18 protein-coding genes and 1 pseudogene are annotated in these 20,496 nt (G+C 55.3%); 13 read left to right on the top strand and 6 right to left on the bottom strand.

Translation table 11 applies throughout. From position 1 onward, the window contains the following. Positions 1–29 precede the first annotated feature (29 nt). Complete coding sequence (locus HG549_RS24355) at positions 30–698, bottom strand: GntR family transcriptional regulator (protein ID WP_039612635.1); 669 nt, start codon at positions 696–698, stop codon at positions 30–32. Between the two features lie 173 nt (positions 699–871). Between HG549_RS24355 and ilvC the strand changes: the two genes are divergently transcribed. From ilvC to HG549_RS24310, 9 genes are all read left to right on the top strand, one after another. Then, positions 872–1,888 carry a ketol-acid reductoisomerase gene (gene ilvC / locus HG549_RS24350; protein WP_009681438.1) on the top strand — a complete coding sequence of 339 codons (1,017 nt, stop codon included), beginning with the start codon at positions 872–874 and terminating at the stop codon, positions 1,886–1,888. Between the two features lie 109 nt (positions 1,889–1,997). Next, a complete protein-coding gene (locus tag HG549_RS24345) occupies positions 1,998–3,548 on the top strand; it encodes a Rieske 2Fe-2S domain-containing protein (RefSeq protein ID WP_170033489.1) in 1,551 nt (516 codons plus the stop codon). 60 nt (positions 3,549–3,608) lie between these two features. Further along, positions 3,609–4,595 carry a PDR/VanB family oxidoreductase gene (locus HG549_RS24340; RefSeq protein ID WP_021783613.1) on the top strand — a complete coding sequence of 329 codons (987 nt, stop codon included), beginning with the start codon at positions 3,609–3,611 and terminating at the stop codon, positions 4,593–4,595. A 14-nt stretch (positions 4,596–4,609) separates the two neighbouring features. Beyond that, positions 4,610–4,876: a LysR family transcriptional regulator gene (locus tag HG549_RS24335; RefSeq protein WP_021783614.1), complete on the top strand. Its 267-nt coding sequence runs from the start codon at positions 4,610–4,612 to the stop codon at positions 4,874–4,876. Between the two features lie 267 nt (positions 4,877–5,143). Next, positions 5,144–5,377 (top strand): hypothetical protein, encoded by a 234-nt coding sequence (locus HG549_RS24330; protein WP_021783615.1) that lies wholly within the window; start codon positions 5,144–5,146, stop codon positions 5,375–5,377. 128 nt (positions 5,378–5,505) lie between these two features. Then, on the top strand, positions 5,506–5,934 hold the full coding sequence (locus tag HG549_RS24325; protein ID WP_021783616.1) for a LexA family transcriptional regulator: 429 nt from the start codon (positions 5,506–5,508) through the stop codon (positions 5,932–5,934). Next, a complete protein-coding gene (gene umuC / locus HG549_RS24320; RefSeq protein ID WP_170033487.1) occupies positions 5,921–7,201 on the top strand; it encodes a translesion error-prone DNA polymerase V subunit UmuC in 1,281 nt (426 codons plus the stop codon). The genes HG549_RS24325 and umuC overlap by 14 nt, the downstream gene beginning before the upstream one ends. Before the next feature lie 272 nt (positions 7,202–7,473). Continuing rightward, positions 7,474–8,100: a hypothetical protein gene (locus HG549_RS24315; RefSeq protein ID WP_028686717.1), complete on the top strand. Its 627-nt coding sequence runs from the start codon at positions 7,474–7,476 to the stop codon at positions 8,098–8,100. Between the two features lie 333 nt (positions 8,101–8,433). Further along, positions 8,434–9,303, top strand: coding sequence for a hypothetical protein (locus tag HG549_RS24310; protein WP_170033485.1), 870 nt, complete (start codon positions 8,434–8,436; stop codon positions 9,301–9,303). Positions 9,304–9,458: 155 nt separating this feature from the next. Here HG549_RS24310 and HG549_RS24305 read toward each other — a convergent pair whose 3' ends face one another. Further along, a complete protein-coding gene (locus tag HG549_RS24305; RefSeq protein WP_170033483.1) occupies positions 9,459–10,580 on the bottom strand; it encodes a YiiX/YebB-like N1pC/P60 family cysteine hydrolase in 1,122 nt (373 codons plus the stop codon). 86 nt (positions 10,581–10,666) lie between these two features. After that, complete coding sequence (locus HG549_RS24300) at positions 10,667–11,239, bottom strand: hypothetical protein (protein WP_170033481.1); 573 nt, start codon at positions 11,237–11,239, stop codon at positions 10,667–10,669. 389 nt (positions 11,240–11,628) lie between these two features. Here HG549_RS24300 and HG549_RS24295 point away from each other — a divergent pair, with 389 nt between their 5' ends. Then, on the top strand, positions 11,629–12,540 hold the full coding sequence (locus HG549_RS24295) for a CAAX protease (protein ID WP_047596032.1): 912 nt from the start codon (positions 11,629–11,631) through the stop codon (positions 12,538–12,540). A gap of 88 nt (positions 12,541–12,628) precedes the next feature. Here HG549_RS24295 and HG549_RS24290 read toward each other — a convergent pair whose 3' ends face one another. After that, the gene (locus HG549_RS24290) at positions 12,629–15,109 is read right to left on the bottom strand and encodes a DEAD/DEAH box helicase (RefSeq protein WP_170033479.1); all 2,481 of its coding nucleotides are present in this window, start codon (positions 15,107–15,109) and stop codon (positions 12,629–12,631) included. Further along, positions 15,110–15,904, bottom strand: a complete 795-nt coding sequence (locus tag HG549_RS24285) for a Hachiman antiphage defense system protein HamA (protein WP_047596034.1) — start codon at positions 15,902–15,904, stop codon at positions 15,110–15,112. Positions 15,905–16,292: 388 nt separating this feature from the next. On the opposite strand from HG549_RS24285, the pseudogene HG549_RS24280 reads away from it, so the two are divergent. Next, a pseudogene (locus HG549_RS24280) lies at positions 16,293–16,607 on the top strand (thymidylate synthase); the annotation flags it as partial. Between the two features lie 120 nt (positions 16,608–16,727). Here the strand turns inward: HG549_RS24280 and cadR are convergent. Further along, positions 16,728–17,171 (bottom strand): cadmium resistance transcriptional regulator CadR, encoded by a 444-nt coding sequence (gene cadR / locus HG549_RS24275; protein WP_170033477.1) that lies wholly within the window; start codon positions 17,169–17,171, stop codon positions 16,728–16,730. 83 nt (positions 17,172–17,254) lie between these two features. Here cadR and HG549_RS24270 point away from each other — a divergent pair, with 83 nt between their 5' ends. Further along, entirely contained in the window at positions 17,255–19,468 is a 2,214-nt protein-coding gene (locus HG549_RS24270; RefSeq protein ID WP_170033475.1) for a heavy metal translocating P-type ATPase, read from the top strand. A 10-nt stretch (positions 19,469–19,478) separates the two neighbouring features. Further along, positions 19,479–20,348 carry a LysR family transcriptional regulator gene (locus HG549_RS24265; protein WP_170033473.1) on the top strand — a complete coding sequence of 290 codons (870 nt, stop codon included), beginning with the start codon at positions 19,479–19,481 and terminating at the stop codon, positions 20,346–20,348. Positions 20,349–20,496 lie beyond the last annotated feature (148 nt).

Raw genomic sequence — 20,496 nt, 5'->3', positions numbered from 1 at the left:
GCGGGTGCCCGGTTTCCCGGGCGCCTGTCTTACCCTTGCGACAGCAGATGACCGACGCGGTCGATCAGGTTTTCCCTGGCTTGCGTGGTATGGATGTCGGTCAGACTGCCTGCTGCCTCCACATCGCCAGCTGAAATAGCAGCGGCGATTTCCTCGTGCTGATCCCAGATAGTGTCGCGTTGGGCTGAAGATTGCAGCACAGCGCCCATGGCGCGGCGCAGGTGCACCCAGTAAACCTGAGCGCTCTGGGCAATTAGAGGGTTTCCGGAGGCTTCGTAGATGGCGTTGTGGAAAGCCACATCGGCGTCGATCATTTCCTTGATGTTCTTGCCCTGGGAAGCCTTCCGACCGCGCTTGATCAGCGCCGGGTCGAGCTGGAATTTGCGGGCAGCGGCCATTTTGGCAGCCAGATTGTCCAGGGCTCCACGAATCAGGTAGAGGTTACGAATCGAGTCCGTGGTCAACGGGGTCACCAGCAGGCCTCGCCCCGGCGCATCCTGAACCAGGCCATCCTTCTTGAGCAACCTCAGCGCCTGCAGCACAGGTGACCGGGAGATGTTCATCTGCTCGGCGATTTCTTCCTGCGTCAGGCGTGCGCCGGGTGCCAGCGAGCCGTCGCTGATGGCATCGAGCAGAGCCTTGTAAACCTCATCCACGTAGTCCGTGCGCGACTGGATACGCTTGAGCGTGCTTGTCATTGATAGACCTCGCCGAAGATCGGCTTCCCCCACTGAAAGCTGCATTGTCCACTTTCTCCCGTGTCATTCAAATTTTCCTTGACTCCCGTTCAGTGTAGGTCAAGACTGTGAACTCTGTATACAGAGTACAGAACGCGAAACCCCGAACACAAAAACAAGAAGGTCTGACTGACATGAAGCTGTTCTACGATAAAGATGCTGATTTGAGCCTGCTGCAGGGGCTCTGCGTGGCGATCATCGGCTATGGCGCTCAGGGGCATGCTCACGCCCAGAACCTCCGTGACAGTGGCATTGATGTCATCGTCGGTTTGCGTCAGGGTTCGGCGTCGTCGAAGAAGGCGCTGAATGCCGGTCTCGCGGTGAGCACTGTTGCTGAGGCCGTTGCCCAGGCAGACCTGGTCATGATGCTGATTCCTGATGAGCTGATCGCGGATGTCTACCGCAGCGACGTCGAGCCGCATCTGCGCCGCAACGCCACCCTGGCCTTCGCCCACGGTTTCAACATTCACTACGGTCAGGTAAAGCCTCGCGCCGACCTTGATGTGATCATGATCGCGCCTAAAGCGCCCGGTCACACCGTGCGTTCGACTTATCAAGCAGGCCATGGTGTCCCGGCACTGATCGCCGTGGAGCAGAACACCTCCGGCCATGCAGTCGAACTGGCCCTGGCCTACGCCTCTGCCATTGGTTGCGGCAAGGCCGGCATCATCGAAACCAACTTCCGCGAGGAGACCGAGACTGACCTCTTTGGTGAGCAAGCCGTGCTCTGCGGTGGCACCGTCGAGTTGATCAAGCTCGGTTTCGAAACATTGGTGGAAGGCGGCTATTCGCCTGAGCTCGCCTACTTCGAATGCCTGCACGAACTCAAGCTGATCGTCGACCTGATCTATGAAGGCGGCATCGGCAACATGAACTACAGCATCTCCAACAACGCCGAATTCGGCGAGTACGTCAGCGGGCCGAGGATCGTGCCGGCTGAGACCAAGGACAGAATGCGTGAGCTGCTCACCAGTATTCAAAATGGCGAATACGCCAAGGACTTCATCCTGGAAAACAAGGCAGGCAATCCCACGCTCACTGCCCGGCGTAGCCTGCTGCAACGTCACCAGATCGAAGTGGTCGGTGAGCGCCTGCGCGGCATGATGCCGTGGATCCAGGCAGGCGCTCTGGTCGACAAATCCATCAACTGATACCCCAAGGAACACAAACAGTACCCGTAGCAACATTGCGTTCGAACAATATGTATACAGAGTACGAATACCGTATCCCGTATCTAACAATAAGCCTGAGGCAATGAAAATGACTGAGAAATTTGATAAGCATGATGATCAACGTGGTGCAGGCGGCAACGGCGCTGCCGTTCCCAAGAAGCTGATCGCTTACGGTGGCTACTACACCAACAACACTCCGAACCATGACCCAGAGCTGACCGAAACCGGCCCCGGCACGCCAGCTGGCGAGTACCTACGTCGCTTCTGGCACCCGGTCTGCATGTCGTTGGAGCTCACCGATACGCCTCGCTTCCTGAAGATCATGGGCGAAGAGTTGGTGGCATTTCGCGACGGTAGCGGCCAAGTAGGTGTGCTGCATGCCCACTGCTGCCACCGTGGTGCTTCGCTGGAGTACGGTGCCATTCAGGAGAAGGGCATCAAGTGCTGCTATCACGGTATGGTCTTCGATGTGGATGGTGCCTGCCTCCATGTCCCGTTCCCTGCCGGCGAGGAAAAGGAAGGCGAGAAATATGCCTGCTCTATCCGCCAGGGTGCCTATAAGGCGTTCGAGCGTCACGGGTTGGTGTTCGCCTACATGGGCCCGCCTGATGAAGAGCCACCGTTCCCAGAATGGGAGCAGAATTTCACTGTGATGGAAGGCGACGAGCTGGTTCCATACAGCAACTTCCAGCACTGCAACTGGCTGCAGGTGCAGGACAACGCGGCTGACAACTTCCACCCCACGGCCCTGCACTCTGCGAAAAACGTTGTGGGCGGTCAGTTCCAGGGCACCACTTTCGACGAAGTCGGCGCCGCCTCGATGGAAGTCGCTCCGGACATGCAGTTCATCCCGGTTCACCAGGGTCGTAGTCTGGCCTGTGCGGGCGCTCGTCGCGTGAACGACGACCGCATGTTCCTGCGTATTCAGCATCAGGTATTGCCGAACCTCAGCCTGCATGCCTACACGTCGGAAGACGGTTCGGCGAAGAAGCTGTTCAGCCGCTTCCACATCGTCCGCTGGACTGTTCCTGTGGATGACGAAAACTCCAAGATGATTGGATGGCGCGTCATGGGCCCAGGCATCGACACCCGTGGCGTCGGTGACAAGAGCATGGTCGGCTACGAGACCATCGACTTCTTGGAAGGCCAAGTGGCCATGCGTCGTCCAGAGCGCTTCGGCAAATACAAGCTCGAAGACATTCCACCGATTCCGTCCAACCACCGTGAACGTCACAACTACAAGGAAGCTCAGTACGCTCCAGGGGACTACGAGGCCATCATCAGCCAACGTCCAATTGCGGTGCACTCGCTGGAGAACCCGACCAAGTTCGACGCCGGCCTGTATGCGTTCCGCAAAATGCTGCGCGATGGCATCCGTGGCACCAACCCGCAAGCTGCGGCAGCTGGTTTCGCCCAGTGGTTGCGTGACGTGGGCGGTGAGCCGAACAGCTACTGCACCGGCAACGTGTTCAACATGCCCAGAGCCGCGACTCCGGAACAAGAGGTTATCAATCGCCGCAAGCTCGCAAGGGAGGCAGTGGCCATCCTCACCGAAGCTGACAAGCTCAAGGGCAAGGAGCGTGCGGATTTCGTCACGGCACGGTTCGAGCAGTTGGAACAGAGCTTCAAAGAACAATAAGAAGAAAGCGCGGGCCCTGGGCTACCTAGGGCTCCCGTGCCTTGGTGAGAGGTGATGACGATGACATCTTTAGCAAATCCCAACCCAGCGTTGCTGGAACTGTTGATCCGTCGCGTTACCCGCGAAGCCCAGGGGATCAACTCATACGAGCTCGTTGATCCGAATGGTGGTGCGCTTCCACCATTTACAGCCGGCTCACACATCGACATCCATCTGCCCAATGGAATGGTCAGACAATATTCGCTGAGCAATTCGCCCGCCGAGCCTCATCGGTACGTGATCGGTGTACTGCGTGATGAGCGAGGGACTGGCGGCTCCATCGCGGTTCATCAGCTGCATGTCGGCGAAACCGTGAGGGTCAGTGTGCCGCGTAACAACTTCATGCTGAGCAAGGAAGCTCGCAAGTCCATCCTCTTGGCCGGTGGCATCGGCGTCACGCCCATGAAATCGATGATGCATGCACTGGAGTCGGCGAAGCAGGAGTATGAGCTCCACTACTGTTGCAAAGGCCCCGAGTTCGCTGCGTTTTCAGAGGAGATGGAAGAGCTGATCGGGGAAGGAAAGGTCGTCCTTCATTTCGATGGCGGGGATCCCTCCAAGAGCTTCGACCTACAGTCATTCCTGAAAGACGCCCCCGAAGGTTGCCACGTGTATTACTGCGGGCCTGCAGGCTTCATGAACGCGTGCAAGGAAGCCGCTGCTCATTGGCCTGCTGGCACAGTTCACTTTGAGCACTTCAAGGCACCCGTGAAAGCACCTGAGCCGGCAAGCGCGGAGCAGAGCAATGGTTCGTTCGTCGCACGCATAGCCAGCAATGGCGAAGAGATCGTCGTCCAGGCCCACGAGAATCTCGCGCAGGTGCTTCAGGATGCGGGTTACCCAGTCGAGACTTCATGCCAGTCGGGGCTGTGTGGCACCTGCAAGATTCGTTATCTGGAAGGAGAAGTCGACCATCAGGACTACATCCTCGACGACTCCGAAAAAGGTAGCTGCCTGACCGCGTGCGTTTCGCGTGCGAAGTCCAAGCTTCTCGTGCTTGACCTGTAGGCCTGGTGAAACACATGAACGTCACCAAGCTGGAAAGCTTTCTGGCGACTGTTGACCTGGGAACAGTGAGCGCCGCTGCGGCACAGCTCGGCATTGGTCAGCCGGCTGTCACCAAGCATCTGAACGCGCTGGAGGCAGAACTGGGCGTCGAGTTGTTCGTTAGTGCATCACGGCGAACGCTGCTCAGTCCTGCAGGCGCGAAAGTGTTATCCACAGCGCGAGTGATCGTCGCGGCAGTGGATTCGCTGCGAGCCGAGCTGGAAACGGCACGGAGCCATTAAAGGTTGCATATGGAACTTGGCCCCGGTGAGGTACTGCCGGGGCATTTTTTTGCCTTGCATCCATGGGTATGAACAACCCCGTTCAGCACGTTGTGCCTATTGTACGCGACACCCACCCATCCTGTTGAATCTCCAATCAACAAGCCTAGCTCGGCAGGTCTGGGTTGCCGCCTGTAGATGATTCCAGGTATGTCCGGCAGCCACAGCATGAGCGGTCTTGATGCTTTCACATATCGGTACTAATACTAAGGTACTGCCGGAAGAGGGATGATCATGCAGACGCGATTTGTTGTGGTTCCTGCTGTACCAGTGGAGAAAGAAATCTTCCCTCGTCGCACCGGCCTTCCCACCGCTCTTGGAGCAGGCTACGACCTTTACGATACCCATCAGAAAACTCGGCTCACCTGCAATTTCTCAACACGCGCCGAAGCTGATTACGAATGTTCCTGCAGAAACAATCAGCAGGCCGCGAGTGGGGCGAGCTATGCAGGGCATGGCTGAAACCATCACAGATCCCCTCAGAAAATCGCCCTGAATTTTCCTCAGCTTTCATGAGCTGACCAGGTGGCGTTGACCAGGTGCCATCAAACCGTTTAACTGTACGCATATACAGTAAAGGCGTTTTCGTCATGATCACTTTCCTTGGCTCGCTCGACCCCAGCACCACAGAGCTCCCTCTGTACTCATTTCAAGTGCCGGCAGGCTTTCCGTCTCCTGCTGCAGACCACATGGAGAAGCGGCTCTCCCTGGACGAGCTCTTCGACATCCGAGCCCCACACATCTACCTCGTCAGGGTTGAAGGCGACAGCATGATCGGTGCTGGTATCTACCCTGGAGACCTTGTGCTGGTCGACCGCTCCATACCGCCAGAGCCAGGTCATATTGTGATCGCTGCGGTGAACTGCGAACCGCTGTGCAAGCGCTTAGGTCGTGAGGGCACCCAGGTAGTGCTGCGTTCCGAGAACCCTCGTTACCCGTCCAGGTATCTCCTGGAGGGAGAGGAGCTCGAGATCTGGGGTGTGGTGACCTACAGCGTGCGTAGCCATGCCAAGCTCTGATCGCGTATTTGCCCTCATCGACTGCAACAGCTTTTATGCGAGCTGTGAACGGGTGTTCCGCCTCGACCTTCGCACCAAGCCCGTCGTAGTGCTCAGCAACAATGATGGCTGTGTGATAGCAAGAAGCGCGTGCGCGAAGCCATTTGTGAAGATGGGCGAACCGTACTTCCAGATCAAAGACAAGCTCCGTAAGCACGGCATTGTGGCGTGTTCGTCGAACTACTCGCTCTATGGCGATATGAGTGAGCGGGTCATGTCGGTTATCGAGTCCATGGTGCCCGCTGCCGAGGTCTACAGCATCGACGAAGCCTTCGCTGAGCTCACGGGCATCCCTGGAGACCTCGAGCGCCTGGGCCGGCAGATCCGAGCGGAGGTCTATCGGCGTACAGGTATCCCCGTTGGAGTCGGCATTGCCTCGACAAAAACGTTGGCGAAGCTGGCCAACTACGCTGCCAAGAAATGGCAGAACCATACCGGTGGTGTCGTCGATTTGCGCGATGACGTGAAGCGCAACTGGGTGCTCAAGAAGTGCGATGCGGGAGACGTCTGGGGTATCGGTCGTCGCCTTTCCGCCCACCTGGCGGCTATGGATATCCGCACTGCTTGGGAGCTGGCCCATGCCGACGCCTGGTCGCTCCGAAAGCAGTTCAGCGTGGTGGTGGAGAAGACAGCCAGGGAGCTGGCCGGCACCACATGCCTCGAATTGGACGAGCCCGACCCACCCAAAAAGGAGATCTGCTGCAGCCGTATGTTCGGTACCCGCCTGACCGAGCTAGCTCCGATTAAAGAAGCGGTGGCCACCTATACGTCCAGGGCTGCCGAGAAGCTTCGTGCCCAGCATTCGCTCTGCAAACGGCTACGGGTGAGCATCCGCACGGGCATGTTCAATCCGGACGAGGCGAAGTATGCCAACGGCGTCCTGGTCGAGTTGCCATATCCAACGGACGATACGCGTTTGCTGACAAAGGCAGCGCAGGAGGGCGTGGAGCGAGTATTCCGTGAAGGTTTCCGCTACAGCAAGGCAGAGGTGTTGCTGCTCGACCTCAGCCACTCGAACGAAATCACGGATGACCTGTTTGCGGCTGCTCAGCCGGTGGCGACCGAGAAGCTCATGGGTGTGCTCGATGCGGTGAACGGCAGGTGGGGCAAGGGGACGATGCGGCTGGCAAGCGTGCCAGTGGATCCCTCATGGGGCATGCGCCGGGAGATGATGAGCCAAAGCTTCACCACACGAGTTGACGAGCTATGGACTGTCTACTGCAAGTGAAAGGCTAGGACAGCGGTAGGCTTGTTGGTGAGTTTTTTCCGCTGCTGAGTGCCTGACATTTAGAGCTAACAAAGGGGAAAGCGATCTATGAAGGCATTCTCGGAATGCACTGCGTGTAACCGTCGATTTCGTCCAATCCGCCTCGCCCTTGAGAGCTCATCCGGGTTGCTGCAGTTGAGGGTGTAATTCTCTGAATGCTTTTTTAAAAAAGCATATGTTGCTTTTGAGAATGTTCCATGGGATGCTTTTCGCAATCTGAAAAGGAGTCTCCCATGAGCGACATCATTTCCTTGATCGAGAACGTTGCTAAGACCAAGAGCGACCTAGCTTCCGCATCTATTCGGATGCCCAAAGAGCTCTATTCCTTCATTGAAGGGCTGGCTGACCATCTCGATATGAGCCGTCAGGAGACTATGCTCAAGCTTCTTGAAAAAGGCGTTGAGCTAGCCAAGGTCGCGCTGAAGCTCGATGACGAAGTGGAAGCTGCAGCAGAAATTGAGTCCCTACCGGTCTCAAGCTTCCACATCCTGAACACGAACAAGCGCCATAGCGTCGAGGATCATGAGCGCATGCTAAGCGAGGGCTGTGCGGCTGCATTTTATGCGCCCTGGAAACTCAACATTGACCGCATCAACCAAGGTGACGTCGTCTTCCTGTACGAGAACGGCAAGGGCATCGTTGCTTACGGCAAGGGCACAGGCGTTACCAAAAAGCGCATGCACGATGGCCATATCGACGAATGCCATTATCAAGAGCTTGAAGGGTTTGAGCGCCTGGAAAAACCGATCTCGGCTGCGGAGATCAAGAAGACGGTTCAGAAGAACGTCGTGCTCCTCCGGACGATGTCTCCGATGCCGGAAGGTCAGCTACTGCTGGATCTGATCAAGAAACGTGGGTAAACGTGGGGGAGCCCAGAAAGCAAAAAACCGCCAAATAGGCGGTTTTCTGTGAAACGTTTTCTTCTGCAGTATATGCCCTAAGCCATCGCGAGGTTCCGGTAGTGCTCCAGCATTCCCCGCTGGTGCTAAAAAGATTACGATCTGTGCTTCGAGCTGGCCATCTTTCATGCCTTTTCTCACGTGGACAATTCTTTGTAAAGCTCCAGCTCGCGTCGTTCGGCCTCTAGGGCGGCAATCCGAGAGGCAGCTTCAATGTCTGTGGTGGCATAGGGGTGCTGCTGAAAACTCGCCTACTGCGGCGTTAACATGATTTTAATTTTTGGGCTGACATGCATGGATCTCACGGTTGAGGGTAAGAAAATAAAGCGCTTGTTGCCTAGCTCGGCCGAGTTGCTGATGTGGTTCATAGTTCCATTTGCGTTAATATTGCGATTAGTTATTTTTTTGCCGCCTGATTATCGTGCTATTGATTATCTTTTGGGTGAATACTACTGGGATGTGATTGTTTCTATCCTTCTAATTGTATTTCCGATATTTTTCAGGCAGATATTTGCAAGCTTGCCCCTGGAATATCTTCTTAAGGATAGATCTTCAACTAATCATTCGGTAGTGAATGTTGGAGGCGACTATTTTGCGACCTCAAAAGCTTCCGGTGCGGCGGGAACTACCGCCGAAAAGGGATTTGAGAACTCGAGTGGCAGGGAGCTTCTATTCATCCACGCTGAGAGATCGCGGAGTTTGGCGAAGGGGATCTACGGGCGCTCAGGGGTATACTTGCTGCTCGGTGTGTTGGTGGCATTCTCAGGGTTAGTATTTTTCTATAGTCAGACGGCTAAAATTGACGTTCCGAATGAGGTCGGAAATCTACTACTTTTGTTGGCGCCAAAGTTTGGGATTTTGTTTTTCATCGAGTTTGTTGCCTTTTTCTTTCTTCGTCAATATCGGTCAGCTATGGATGAGTTTCGCTATTACGAATCTATTGCCCGTAGACGTGAGGAGGTAAGCGCGCTACTCTTGCTGTCGGCTGAGTCTGAACCACAAATTAATCCTATGGAGCTTATCAAGAGAGATTCCTATTTTTCGAAGGTTTCTGCGCTTGAAAAAGATCAGTCAACTGAGATTCTTGAAGCAAGAAAGCTGGAAAAGGGTGAACTTGAGCTCTTAGAAAAAGTCGTAGATACACTTGCTAAAGTTAAGCGCTGAGGATAAATGGGCTGCCACTCCTTTTGGCGAGTCCAGGTTCTTGGAAGGGCGGCGTCACCCCGTCGGCATTCGTGTAGAGGCTACAAGCTGATAGGTGGCGCAGGAAAGCGTCTGCTTTCGTAGCCTCCCTATCAGCGCAACCCCTGTGGTCTTATTCAGATTGGGCGATGTCCATCCAGCAACTCTTGCCCTTGGCGAACCACAGATGCAACGGCCTCAATGGTTGAATTCAGATTTTGGGCCTCTTCCGGCATTCTGAGGCTAAGGTAAGTGTCCCGAACTACCGATACTCGGATAAGAATTTCCTTAAGCATATTGTTGTAGAGTCTTATCTGTAGCCAGAAAAAATTTAGATTTTTTTCTTTGTATAGCTGCGAAAGCTGATATTGCATTGTTCCAAATCTTCGGAAAAGCCCTGGCTCCTTTTCAAGCTCATCGTCAATGTAGTCGCCAGGATCTTCGATTTGCCTAAGTTGATGTATGAGGAGTTTACTGCTGTATCGATGCGGGTTGGTTATTGATTCTATTTTATAGAATTCAAGATATCCGCTGCTCTGCATGAATTCAGATATTTGTTGGTCATACTCTGGGTGAGCAAGCAGGAAGCTGTTGACATCATTAAGTGTTTGGATATCCCATTTTTTAGCTAACTCCTCATTCTCACTTACTAGATGTCTGACCTTGCCTAGCCAGTCAAAGGTTTGCCGCTGATGCGTCTGGTTTGGATCCTCCGTCATCGCGAAGGTAACCTCTGCTTCGCTAGCAGGCCTAACCACCCCTAGAACGGGCTCAAAGGCTTTGCACAGCGAGAGTTGTCTCGGAGTGCAGAAAGCGGGGTTTCTGAGATTGATGAGATCGAAGTTTGCGTGTTCAAAGGACTTTGCTACCAAGCGAGAGCAGAACTGTCGTTCACTTTCCTTGTGCCGCAGTAGCGATCTCGCTCTTACCGTGATTGCCTCATTGACCGAGTAAAGACTTCCAACCTTCGATTGTGCATAGTCGCATATAGCATTTACCTCTTCTTCGGAAATTGGCCGTTTGGCGCGTAGTACAAGAATATCAGTTGCTCTGTCAAAGATCAGGCGCTGTGGACTTTTGGAAAAAACACCATCGAGAGTGGCTTCGATTGTGGTTCCTCCGATGTAAAGGGCAGCATGAGAGTATCTGCTTGCGGTGGCGGCTCGGATCCCCAGACTGGTGAGGCTCTTATCACCGGTCAGAAGGATATCGGCACGGCGGAGCAGTGATCGCTCTAGGATGAATTTATTGGAAGACATCGAAAGTCCTTCTTCTAGTTCTCAAATATGATTTTCATTGAGGGGTAGTGACGAAGGCCATGATTGACATTTCTGCCGCCTACGGCTCATCGGCGCCTATTTCTGGTATGGCCGGAGACGTGATGCGATCTCACCGCCACGGGGCCATTGCGGGTGTTTCGGATGTGACCGCTTCGAACGTGCCCACTGACATGCTGAAAGATCGGCCAATCGGGCAGGAATGACAGCTCCTGGGTGTGGTGCCGATAAACCTCAGGCATGTATTTCTTCAGGTACTCCTCCAGCGAGTCCTCTGCCACCTCGAAGTTGTAGACCCGCCAGTAGGCCTCGACTAGGTCTCGGTTTCGGCGAAGGTAGTAGCGCTCGAGCCATCCTGGGTTATCCGTCTCGTATTCGTATTTTGCCAACGCAGCTGCGTCGCTCAGCGATGCCTTGAAGCCCTCCTTCCAAGCCAGTAGCAGCATCAGGAGCACGCCTACGACGGCCATATGATCTTTGTCGTAGGTGAAGGAGTAGACGGCTGCCGGCGAAGCAAATCCGAATGCCAGCCAGCCAATCACAGTGAAGGGAAAGAACAGGATCGGAGCAATGAGCAGGACAAGCGCGGAGACGAACCAGGCTCCGAGAACGTCCGACAGCTTGAGCCAAATATTCGGCATGAGTTCCCTCTGATCATCCAGTTCTGAGCCTGAAGGCCTAAACGAGCGTTACCAAGGTGATGGCTAGATGGTGGCAGCTCGATGGTAGCCTAACGGCTGACTAGCAAGGAATACGTGAACGACTTAGGGCGCTTCTCAGGTGCAGGAATGGCGGTTTGGAGGCGGGATGATAACGGGGGAGGCGACGTGTACGAGGGGGCGAAATGAGTATTTATATTCCAGAAACGAAAACCCCGGCTCAAGGCCGGGGCGGGTGTTTCGTGGTCTTTGCAAGGAGTCGTAAGCTTTCGCTCATTGGAGCTCAATGCCAACCGTTTTTCAATCCTACGAGCGGTTGACACTGATGTCAACCCCCTTTATACAGGCACCTGGCCAGTAGGAAGCCGAGCATGCCGCATACCATCCAGTATAGACCCCAGCTGATCGACCACCTCATCAGCTCTCACCGAATCGCCAGCTACAGCAAGGTATTTTCGACCAGCAATGACGCTGAGCTAGTGGGGGCCTACCTGTGGAACTCGCACGTATGTGGCGTTCTCTACCCCCTACTCAGCGCGGCGGAGGTCACGTTGCGGAACTCGATTGACACCGCCCTGACGGCTGATCTTGGGAAATTTTGGTGGAAGGCAAAGACGCTTAAGTACAAGAGCTTTACTCCCGGAGGCCAGGTGCCCGATGCGGTCGCGAAACTGACTAAAAATTTCGGGTCGGCCTTCAACACCGCCTGGTACGAGCGCAAAAACCGGCAGGTCAGTGGGCAGCCAGACCACCAAGAGGTCGTATCCAAAACGGAATTCTCCACGTGGGAATTCGTTCTGGACAACGAATATATGGGCAACAACCTTATCTGGCCGAAGAATCTTGGGCGGGTTTTCAAGGGCCAGTGGCCAACGAGTCAGGCGAGCGCCATGCTGGCCGGGTGCAAAGATCAGGTTGCGCTGGTAAGGAAGTTCCGAAATCGAGTGTTCCACCACGAACCCGCTTGGAAGCGCTTCAACGTCAATGATGAGCACCAAGCAGTGGCCCACCTGCACGAGAAAATCAGCAAAATCACTGAGCTGATCTCATGGATTTCGCCCGAAAAGATCGACCTTCTAGAGAGATCCGGGGTGATCCGAACGGCCTACCGTGCCTGCTCCGTGGCCGAAATCGAACGGTTCAAGTACCAGTCTAAGACGAGCACGGTCAACAGCATGGTCAAGCTCATCAAGGTTGCAGAGGCTGCAAGCGCTGGCAATGAGGTTATGAAAATCGCGGTGTATGGAAAGCGGAAGGCGGTCTATACCCTCCAGGCTGACTGATAGGTGTTCTGCTGGCCGCCTCCGAGTCCTGCCCGCCCTCCCGATATCAACCAGGCGAGCGGGCATCATCCTTCAGCTCTCTGTGGGGCTACGACGATTGCGCTGGCACAGGCTTAAGGTTCATCTGGGCCTCGAAAATCAGCAGGTCACTTTCTTCGTTCTTTCTCATCAGTGCGATTACATGGGAACTGACCTCAATCTCACCATTCGCATTCATGCGCACATACCGAGGGTATCGATCAAGCAACAGTTCGGATAATCCGCGACTGTAGCCTTCGCGAATCAATTTGATTTTTGATTCATCATCGGTGCCGTATTTGACTCGCTTGTAGAAGCTAGGCTCGACGGCTCCCACCCCGTTAAGGATTTCAAGGAACCTGAAGATCTTATTATCAAAAAAGTCATCTTCGTCTTTAAGCCTTACAATTGCGAGATTGACTCGTTCTACGTCGTTCTTCCGTGAAATTCTTACATAGTGAGCGCTATGGCTATTTCTGTACTTGGTGTCGCCCCAGCTTGACACGTATACATAGTCGGTGCCTTTCGTTTGGGGGAGATCTTCCCAGTACTTTAACGTGTGCCTGATAATTTGTTTTGTAGTGCGCTTTTTTAGTTTCCAATCCAGGAACATTGCGTAAAAGTCCAAGGCTGCCTGATTTTTTAGGCGCAGCATGTCGCTATTTTTTGTTCCTGCATGAAACTTTTCGATGAAACAAGTCTTGATGTCGGTTAAGAGCCGGTCTGCGGTATTGATTGGCCCATTCGCCTCGAGTGATAGGCTAATGGCTTCGTCCACTTCTTCTTCTGAAGCAAATACGTCGATTTCGCTGACGCTGTTGGCGATCATTAAACGGCCAACCTCTGTCTTTACATATTTGCATTCTTCGCCAGTGACAACGCCTGGCTGAAGATTTTCAAGTCTAGATACCGCGTCCTTGTGGCGTAGGGCGGCCTTGTCATCACTTATGTCTGATGCTTCGAGGAGAACATTGTTGACCGTGTCTTCGTCTTCCTGCGAGACGTTTACGGAATTTTCGTAGAAGGTCTTGAGATTCGCTCTCTTGTGGGTGTACTCATCAACACCCAAAAGGTAAATGCTGGACTCAAGCTTTTGCAGTGCAGAACCCGCCTTGGGGTCAAATACCTCACTGAATCTGTTTACCCGTCCAATCAAATTTTTGAACTGTGAGGAGGTCAGATTTCCTTTTCCTTTGGAATAGTCAAATATAAACAGTCGTTCGATTGGTAAGTTTACACCTTCAAGCAACGTTGAGTTGCATACCAGGTATTTCATTGCCTTGGACTGGTTGAACAAATTTTCAAGATAAAGGCGGATGGTGTCTGGGATTGAACCGTGATGATACATCACACCCTTTCGTAGGCAGGCGATGAGTCGATAGCGCTTGTCGAACGTTTCTTCGAGTTCGTCGCAAGCTGTTTGAATCAGTGGGCATTCAATGTTTGGCAAGCTTTCGGCTAGCTCAAGCGCAAATTGCTCAATCCGTTTTTTGGTGTTCCCATATATAATGTTCTTGGCTAGTGATTCACTTTTTATAAGATCAAAACAATTATTGTGCTTGCGATCTAGGTCAATCCAGTGGTTAAGGAAGTGGTCATAGAGCTTAAGCTTTCCATCATTTTTTCCCGTTCTGAAGTCTCTGACAAGGAAGCGCTCGGATTTAATATACTCATCAATCCTGAATCCCTTCGGTGTCATGTCCAAGTAGCGAACACGGACATTAAGCTCGTTGCAAAGAAACGGGGTTAGAAACTTGAAGGAAGCGTCGGGGTTACGAGCACCCAAGATACATAGCATTGTGGCCAATAGTTCGTTTCGGCTATCGCCTTGGAGGAGGTTGTGTGCCTCGTCCACGAACACCATGTCGAACTTTAAATAACTATGCTCATTAAGCATGCGATTCAGTCGTTCTTGAGTCAGCACAAAAACGCGGCTATTTCGTTCAGGAGAATACATCTCGGGATGCGTGATGACTTTGCCCATGTCGTTGATGTCAGCATAAATCAACCGCTTTTTTGTCTGAGCTAGTAAGGCTTTTGACGGTACAAGAATGAGTACACGTTTTTCAGGATTGTCTCTAACGGACTTGATGATCAGCTCTGATTTGCCGTAGGAGGTCGGAGCTACTACAACTGATGAATTTTCATACTCGGCTTGTACGAAAGTTCTCAAAATATCCTGCTGCTCTGTAAGCACCATTCCTTGGTCGCGGAAGGTATCTACATAGCTGCTCACGATATTCTGGATAAAAGAGTTACTCAGCCGTTCATCTTGTTCAAACGACTTTCCGATAGCGGCAGAAACTGGAAGAAGGCCGCTGTTCACGGCTACGTCGTAAAGAGGCTCGTATCGGCCAGTAAGGTTTCCATAAAATAGGGTGATTCGATAACCTAGACGCTTAATCTCTGCCGCGCTGTGATTAAGTAGTAATACAGCAATAGCGAGCAGCTTTACAGTTTCCCCGTCGGACATTTCGTGACCGCGCAGAAGGTTCATGTAGATGTCTTTGAAACGGGTTTTTGCTAGTTCCTTAATGGTGATCTCTTGCATTTAGCATCCTGCCTCTGTGCGGAGGAAATCTTCTAGTTTCTGAAGCGTTCCTTTCTGTAGCGATAGCACTAGAACGGTTTTGAATATCGGGTTGGCTATCAGCTTGTTTGTGAAATGTTCGACTGTCTTCTCTTCTACTTTTCGCGTCGCATCGTTGAATAGCGCAGATACCAGAACGACATTGTTGTCTGAGGCAACAGCAGTGTTCAGGTAGGCGTTGTCACCCTCTAGACCTAGAATCTCAAGAACTGATTCTTTGTAGCCTTTACTTTCACTGATTGATTTCTGGGCGGCATTGATCGCGTTGTGCCAATGGTTCGTTTCGGCCTCGGCAAGTCGACCCTTTAAGTCATCTCGAGCCTTGGCCAGCAAGGCACTAGTAGCTGCGCAAGAGGTTCTTGTGCCTGCTCCGCCCGACTTCACCTCGGTGATCCACACTTCATTCGAAGCGGATTCGTACAGGACGAGGTCAAAGCCTTTCCTGATGTGTTTTTCTTCCATGTTGAAGAACGGGGAAATGACATCGAAGCTATCAAGCTTTTTAAGAATGATCACGTGTGCCAGGAGTTCTCCAAGCATACCAATGCGCGTCTTATCATCTTTAGTCGAATAGCGATCCCAGAATGATTTGAGGGTGGCTGCATACTTGAACATGATCGAGCTGCGGCTGGCGAGATCGGCGCCATGGCAGATACGCGTTAGGTTGTCTCGTATCGTGGTCTTTAGCTCATCAGAAAAGTTTTCAACACAGCACACTGCGTACTGACCGGTTTGCTTGAAGATTACGCCATCCATAACACGATCTTTCCAAAGGGGCCGCAGCCTTTGCTTTCCCCATCGCCGGAGGCGACAGGACTCGAGGATTTGGCAGCCAAGAATCAGCTCTCCGGTGAGCTCCTGCGCTCGCGATAGAGAGGCAATTCACGGCAATAAATGCCATGGAGGCACTGTGCCATTTAGTAGGAAGTATAGCGAGAGGGAGGGGATGTGGACGTGGTTGACCCGACGAACGCTGGTTGGCCGCTAGGCCACGTAAACACTGGGCTTGAGCCGCATGTGATTGCTGCATATATGCCTTGCTATTCGTGTCGTACTGTGCGATATTTGTTTTGCACACAAGCACTTGCGGCGTGAAAGCCAGAATCTACGGTGAAATGTGCATGTATGGTGTCGGAAGAAATTTTTGGGTACACCGTTCAACCTCACCGAAGGCGCGGCCCTGCTGTCGCTGTTCGGTCGCCTGACCGGCTACACCCCGCGGTGGTTCACCTACTTCATCGGCGATGCCCATGTGTATGAAAACCACCTGGACATGCTCAACGAACAGCTCAAGCGCGAGCCGCTGGAAGCGCCGAAGCTGGTGATCAGCGACCGCGTGCCGGCGTTTGCCGAGACTGGCAAGTACGAGCCGGAGTGGCTGGAGAAGATCGAGCCAAGTGATTTCTGGCTGGAAGGGTATGAGCACCATGCGCCGATGACGGCGCCGATGGCGGTCTGACTGATCGCTATTGCCTGAACTGGCCTATTCGCGGGCACGCCCGCTCCCACAGGTACAGCGCAGCCTTCAGGTGCGGCGCGGTCCCTGTGGGAGCGGGCGTGCCCGCGAAGCTTTTTGGGCTCAATGCCCGTGACTACGCCCCACATGCGAATGCTCGGTATCCGGCACCGATACCGCCCCGTTCGTTTCCAGTTGCTGCAAGATCGCGCACTCAGCCCCCTGTGCATTGCAGCGCCGCCGTAGCTCCACCAACTGCTCCTGCAACGCCACCAGGCCATCGATGCGTGCCTGCACATGCTCGATATGCTCGTCGATCAGCGCATTGACGCTGCCGCACGAATCGTCGGGGCTGTCGCGCAGGCGTAGCAGGCTGCGGATTTCGTCAAGGGTCATGTCCAGGGTGCGGCAGTTGCGGATGAAGGTCAGCCGCTCGACGTGAGCCTGGGTGTACAAACGGTAGTTGCCCTCTGTACGCGCCGGCTCCGGCAGCAGTTGTTCGCGCTCGTAATAGCGGATGGTTTCCACCGCGCAATCGGTGGCCTTGGCCAGTTCTCCGATTTTCATCACCCAATCTCCAGCAAGTGGCTTGACCCTATAGTGGCTACAGGGTGTTCACTTGGCAACAGGCGCAAATCAAGGACGCACTCATGAACCAGCCTGTCAGCCACGAACATAAGCATCACCACCACGCCCACAGCTGCTGTGAAGCCTCCGCCGCACCTGCCAAGGTGCAGGTCAGCGCGCAGGCCAGCAGCCACGCCCAGCTCAGCCGTTTCCGCATCGAGGCCATGGACTGCCCCACCGAGCAAACACTGATCCAGGACAAGCTGGGCAAGCTGGCGGGCATCGAGCAGCTGGAATTCAACCTGATAAATCGCATACTCGGCGTACATCACACCCTTAACGGCACTGCCGAAATCGAGCAGGCCATCGGCAGCCTGGGCATGAAAGCCGAGCCGCTTGGCAGTGCAGATGAAGGCACCCGCCGCGTGCCTCAATCGGCCAAGGCTCGCTGGTGGCCGCTGGCATTGTCGGGCGTTGCCGCGCTCGCCGCCGAAATCGTGCACTTCTGGGCGCTGGCACCAGAATGGGTGGTGGCGGCCTTGGCGCTGGCGGCAATCCTGGGCTGTGGCCTGGGTACCTACAAGAAGGGCTGGATCGCCCTCAAGAACCGCAACCTCAATATCAACGCGTTGATGAGCATTGCCGTGACCGGCGCCGTGCTGATCGGCCAGTGGCCGGAAGCCGCCATGGTGATGGTGCTGTTCACCGTCGCCGAACTGATCGAAGCCCGCTCATTGGACCGGGCACGCAATGCCATCGGCGGCCTGATGCAGCTCGCCCCGGACATGGCCACCGTGCGCCAGGCCGATGGCCAATGGCACGAAACGGAGGTGCGCGAGGTGGCCATCGGTGCCTTGGTGCGGGTACGCCCCGGCGAGCGCATCGGCTTGGATGGCGAAGTGACAAGTGGGCAGTCCAGCGTCGATCAGGCGCCGATCACCGGCGAAAGCCTGCCGGTGGAAAAGGCGGTTGGCGACAAGCTGTTCTCCGGCACCATCAACCAGGCGGGGGCGCTGGAGTTTCGCGTCACCGCCGCTGCCGGGCAATCGACCCTGGCGCGGATCATCAAGGCGGTCGAGGAAGCCCAGGGTGCGCGGGCGCCGACCCAGCGCTTCGTCGACCGCTTCGCGCGCATCTACACCCCGGTGGTGTTCGCCATTGCATTGGCCGTGGCGGTAATACCGCCGCTGTTCCTGGCGGGCGGCTGGTCCGACTGGGTCTATCGCGCCCTGGTGCTGCTGGTGGTGGCCTGCCCGTGTGCCTTGGTGATTTCAACCCCGGTGACCATTGTCAGCGGCCTGGCCGCCGCCGCACGCAAAGGTATCCTGATCAAGGGCGGCGTGTACCTGGAGGGCGGCCGCCATCTGGACTTCCTGGCGCTGGACAAGACCGGCACCATCACCCATGGCAAGCCCGTGCAGACTGATGCCAAGGTACTGGAGCCGCTGTTCGAAGGTCGCGCCCAGGCCCTGGCCGCAAGCCTGGGCGAGCGTTCGGACCACCCGGTGTCGCGCGCCATCGCGCAGTTCGGCAGGCAACAAGGCCTGGCCCTGGCCGAGGTCGAAGATTTCGCGGCCCTGGCCGGCCGTGGCGTGCGGGGTACCATCGCTGGCGAGGTCTACCACCTGGGTAACCACCGCCTGGTCGAGGAGTTGGGGTTGTGCTCGCCGCAACTGGAGGCCCAGCTGGATGCGCTGGAGCGTCAGGGCAAGACGGTGGTGCTGCTGCTCGACCGCTCCGGCCCGCTGGCTTTGTTCGCCGTGGCCGACACAGTCAAGGACAGCAGCCGCCAGGCCATCGCCGAGCTGCATGAATTGGGCATCAAGACAGTCATGTTGACCGGGGACAATCCGCATACCGCCCAGGCCATCGCTGCCGTGGTCGGCATCGACCGCGCCGAAGGCAACCTGCTGCCCGGCGACAAGCTGCAGAGCATCGAAACGTTGTACGCCCAGGGCCACCGGGTGGGCATGGTCGGGGACGGCATCAACGATGCGCCGGCGCTGGCCCGTGCCGAGATCGGTTTTGCCATGGCGGCGGCCGGTACCGACACCGCCATCGAAACTGCCGATGTTGCGTTGATGGACGACGACTTGCGGAAAATCCCGGCCTTCGTCAGGCTGTCGCGGCAAAGTGCGGCGATCCTCATGCAGAACATCGTTCTGGCGTTGGGTATCAAGGCAGTATTCCTGGCGATCACCTTTGCTGGCATGGCCACCATGTGGATGGCAGTGTTCGCCGACATGGGCGTCAGCCTGCTGGTGGTGTTCAACGGCTTGCGCCTGTTGCGCAAATAAGAGGACGTGCATGCTGAGTTCGGAGCTCAAAGCCTTCTACATGGTGGCCCGCCTGGGCAGCATCACTTTGGCGGCGAAGAAGCTCGGGCTCAGCCAGCCCACGGTGACTACGCAAATTCGTAACCTGGAAAGCCAGTACGCGGTGGAGCTGTTCTACCGCGGCGGGCGGCGCCTGGTGCTGAGCGAAGAGGGCGGGCGCCTGCTGCCGATGGTCAAGGCGCTGCTGCAGCAGGAGGCCGACATCGAATTCGAACTGCGTAACAGCGGCCAGGCCCAGGGCAGCTTGCGCATTGCGGCCACCGCGCCCTACTACATTCTCGACCTGGTGAAGATCTACCGTGAACGCCTGCCGCAGGTGGAGGTGGCAGTGGAGATCGGCAATTCGCAGCAGGTGCTGGAGATGCTCGAGGAGTACCGGGTAGATATCGCCGCTTCGTCGCAGCTGGTGGAGGATACGCGGTTGGTGCGGCGCGTGCTGGGTACCGACCCGCTGGTGGTGGCGGTGCACCGCAACCATCCGCTGGCCCATCACCAGGCGGTTTCGATCGAGGCGCTGGCCGGGCATTGCCTGCTGCTGCGCGAGAAAGGCTCGACCACGCGCAAGCTGACCGAGCAGATGATGCGGGAAGCCGGGGTGACGGCCGGCACGTTGCTGGAAATTGGCAGCCGTGAATCGATCCGCGAGGCGGTGTTGCGCAATATCGGCATCAGCGTGATTGCCCGGCACGAAGTGCCGCACAACCCCGAACTGCGGGTGCTGGCACTGGAAAACGCGCCGGTGATGCACGAGTACTTGTATTGCCTGAAGGAGCGGCGTCAGGCCAGGTTGCCGGCCGCTTTCCTGGGGGTGGCACAAGAGGTGGCGGGTCCGCGTTTCTGATTCAAGACCGGCACAGCCTGTAGGCGCGGCCTTGTGTCGCGAAAGGGCTGCAAAGCAGCCCCGGGATTTCAGCTTCACCGCAAAAAACTGCTGGGGCTGCTTCGCAGCCCTTTTGCGACACTAGGCCGCTCCTACAAAATCTGCCTAT

The sequence above is a fragment of the Pseudomonas sp. SK genome, from assembly GCF_012975065.1.
Taxonomy (GTDB): domain Bacteria; phylum Pseudomonadota; class Gammaproteobacteria; order Pseudomonadales; family Pseudomonadaceae; genus Aquipseudomonas; species Aquipseudomonas anuradhapurensis.
The sequence above is the reverse complement of the archived record's forward strand: the minus strand, read 5'-3'. Positions and strand labels throughout refer to the sequence as shown.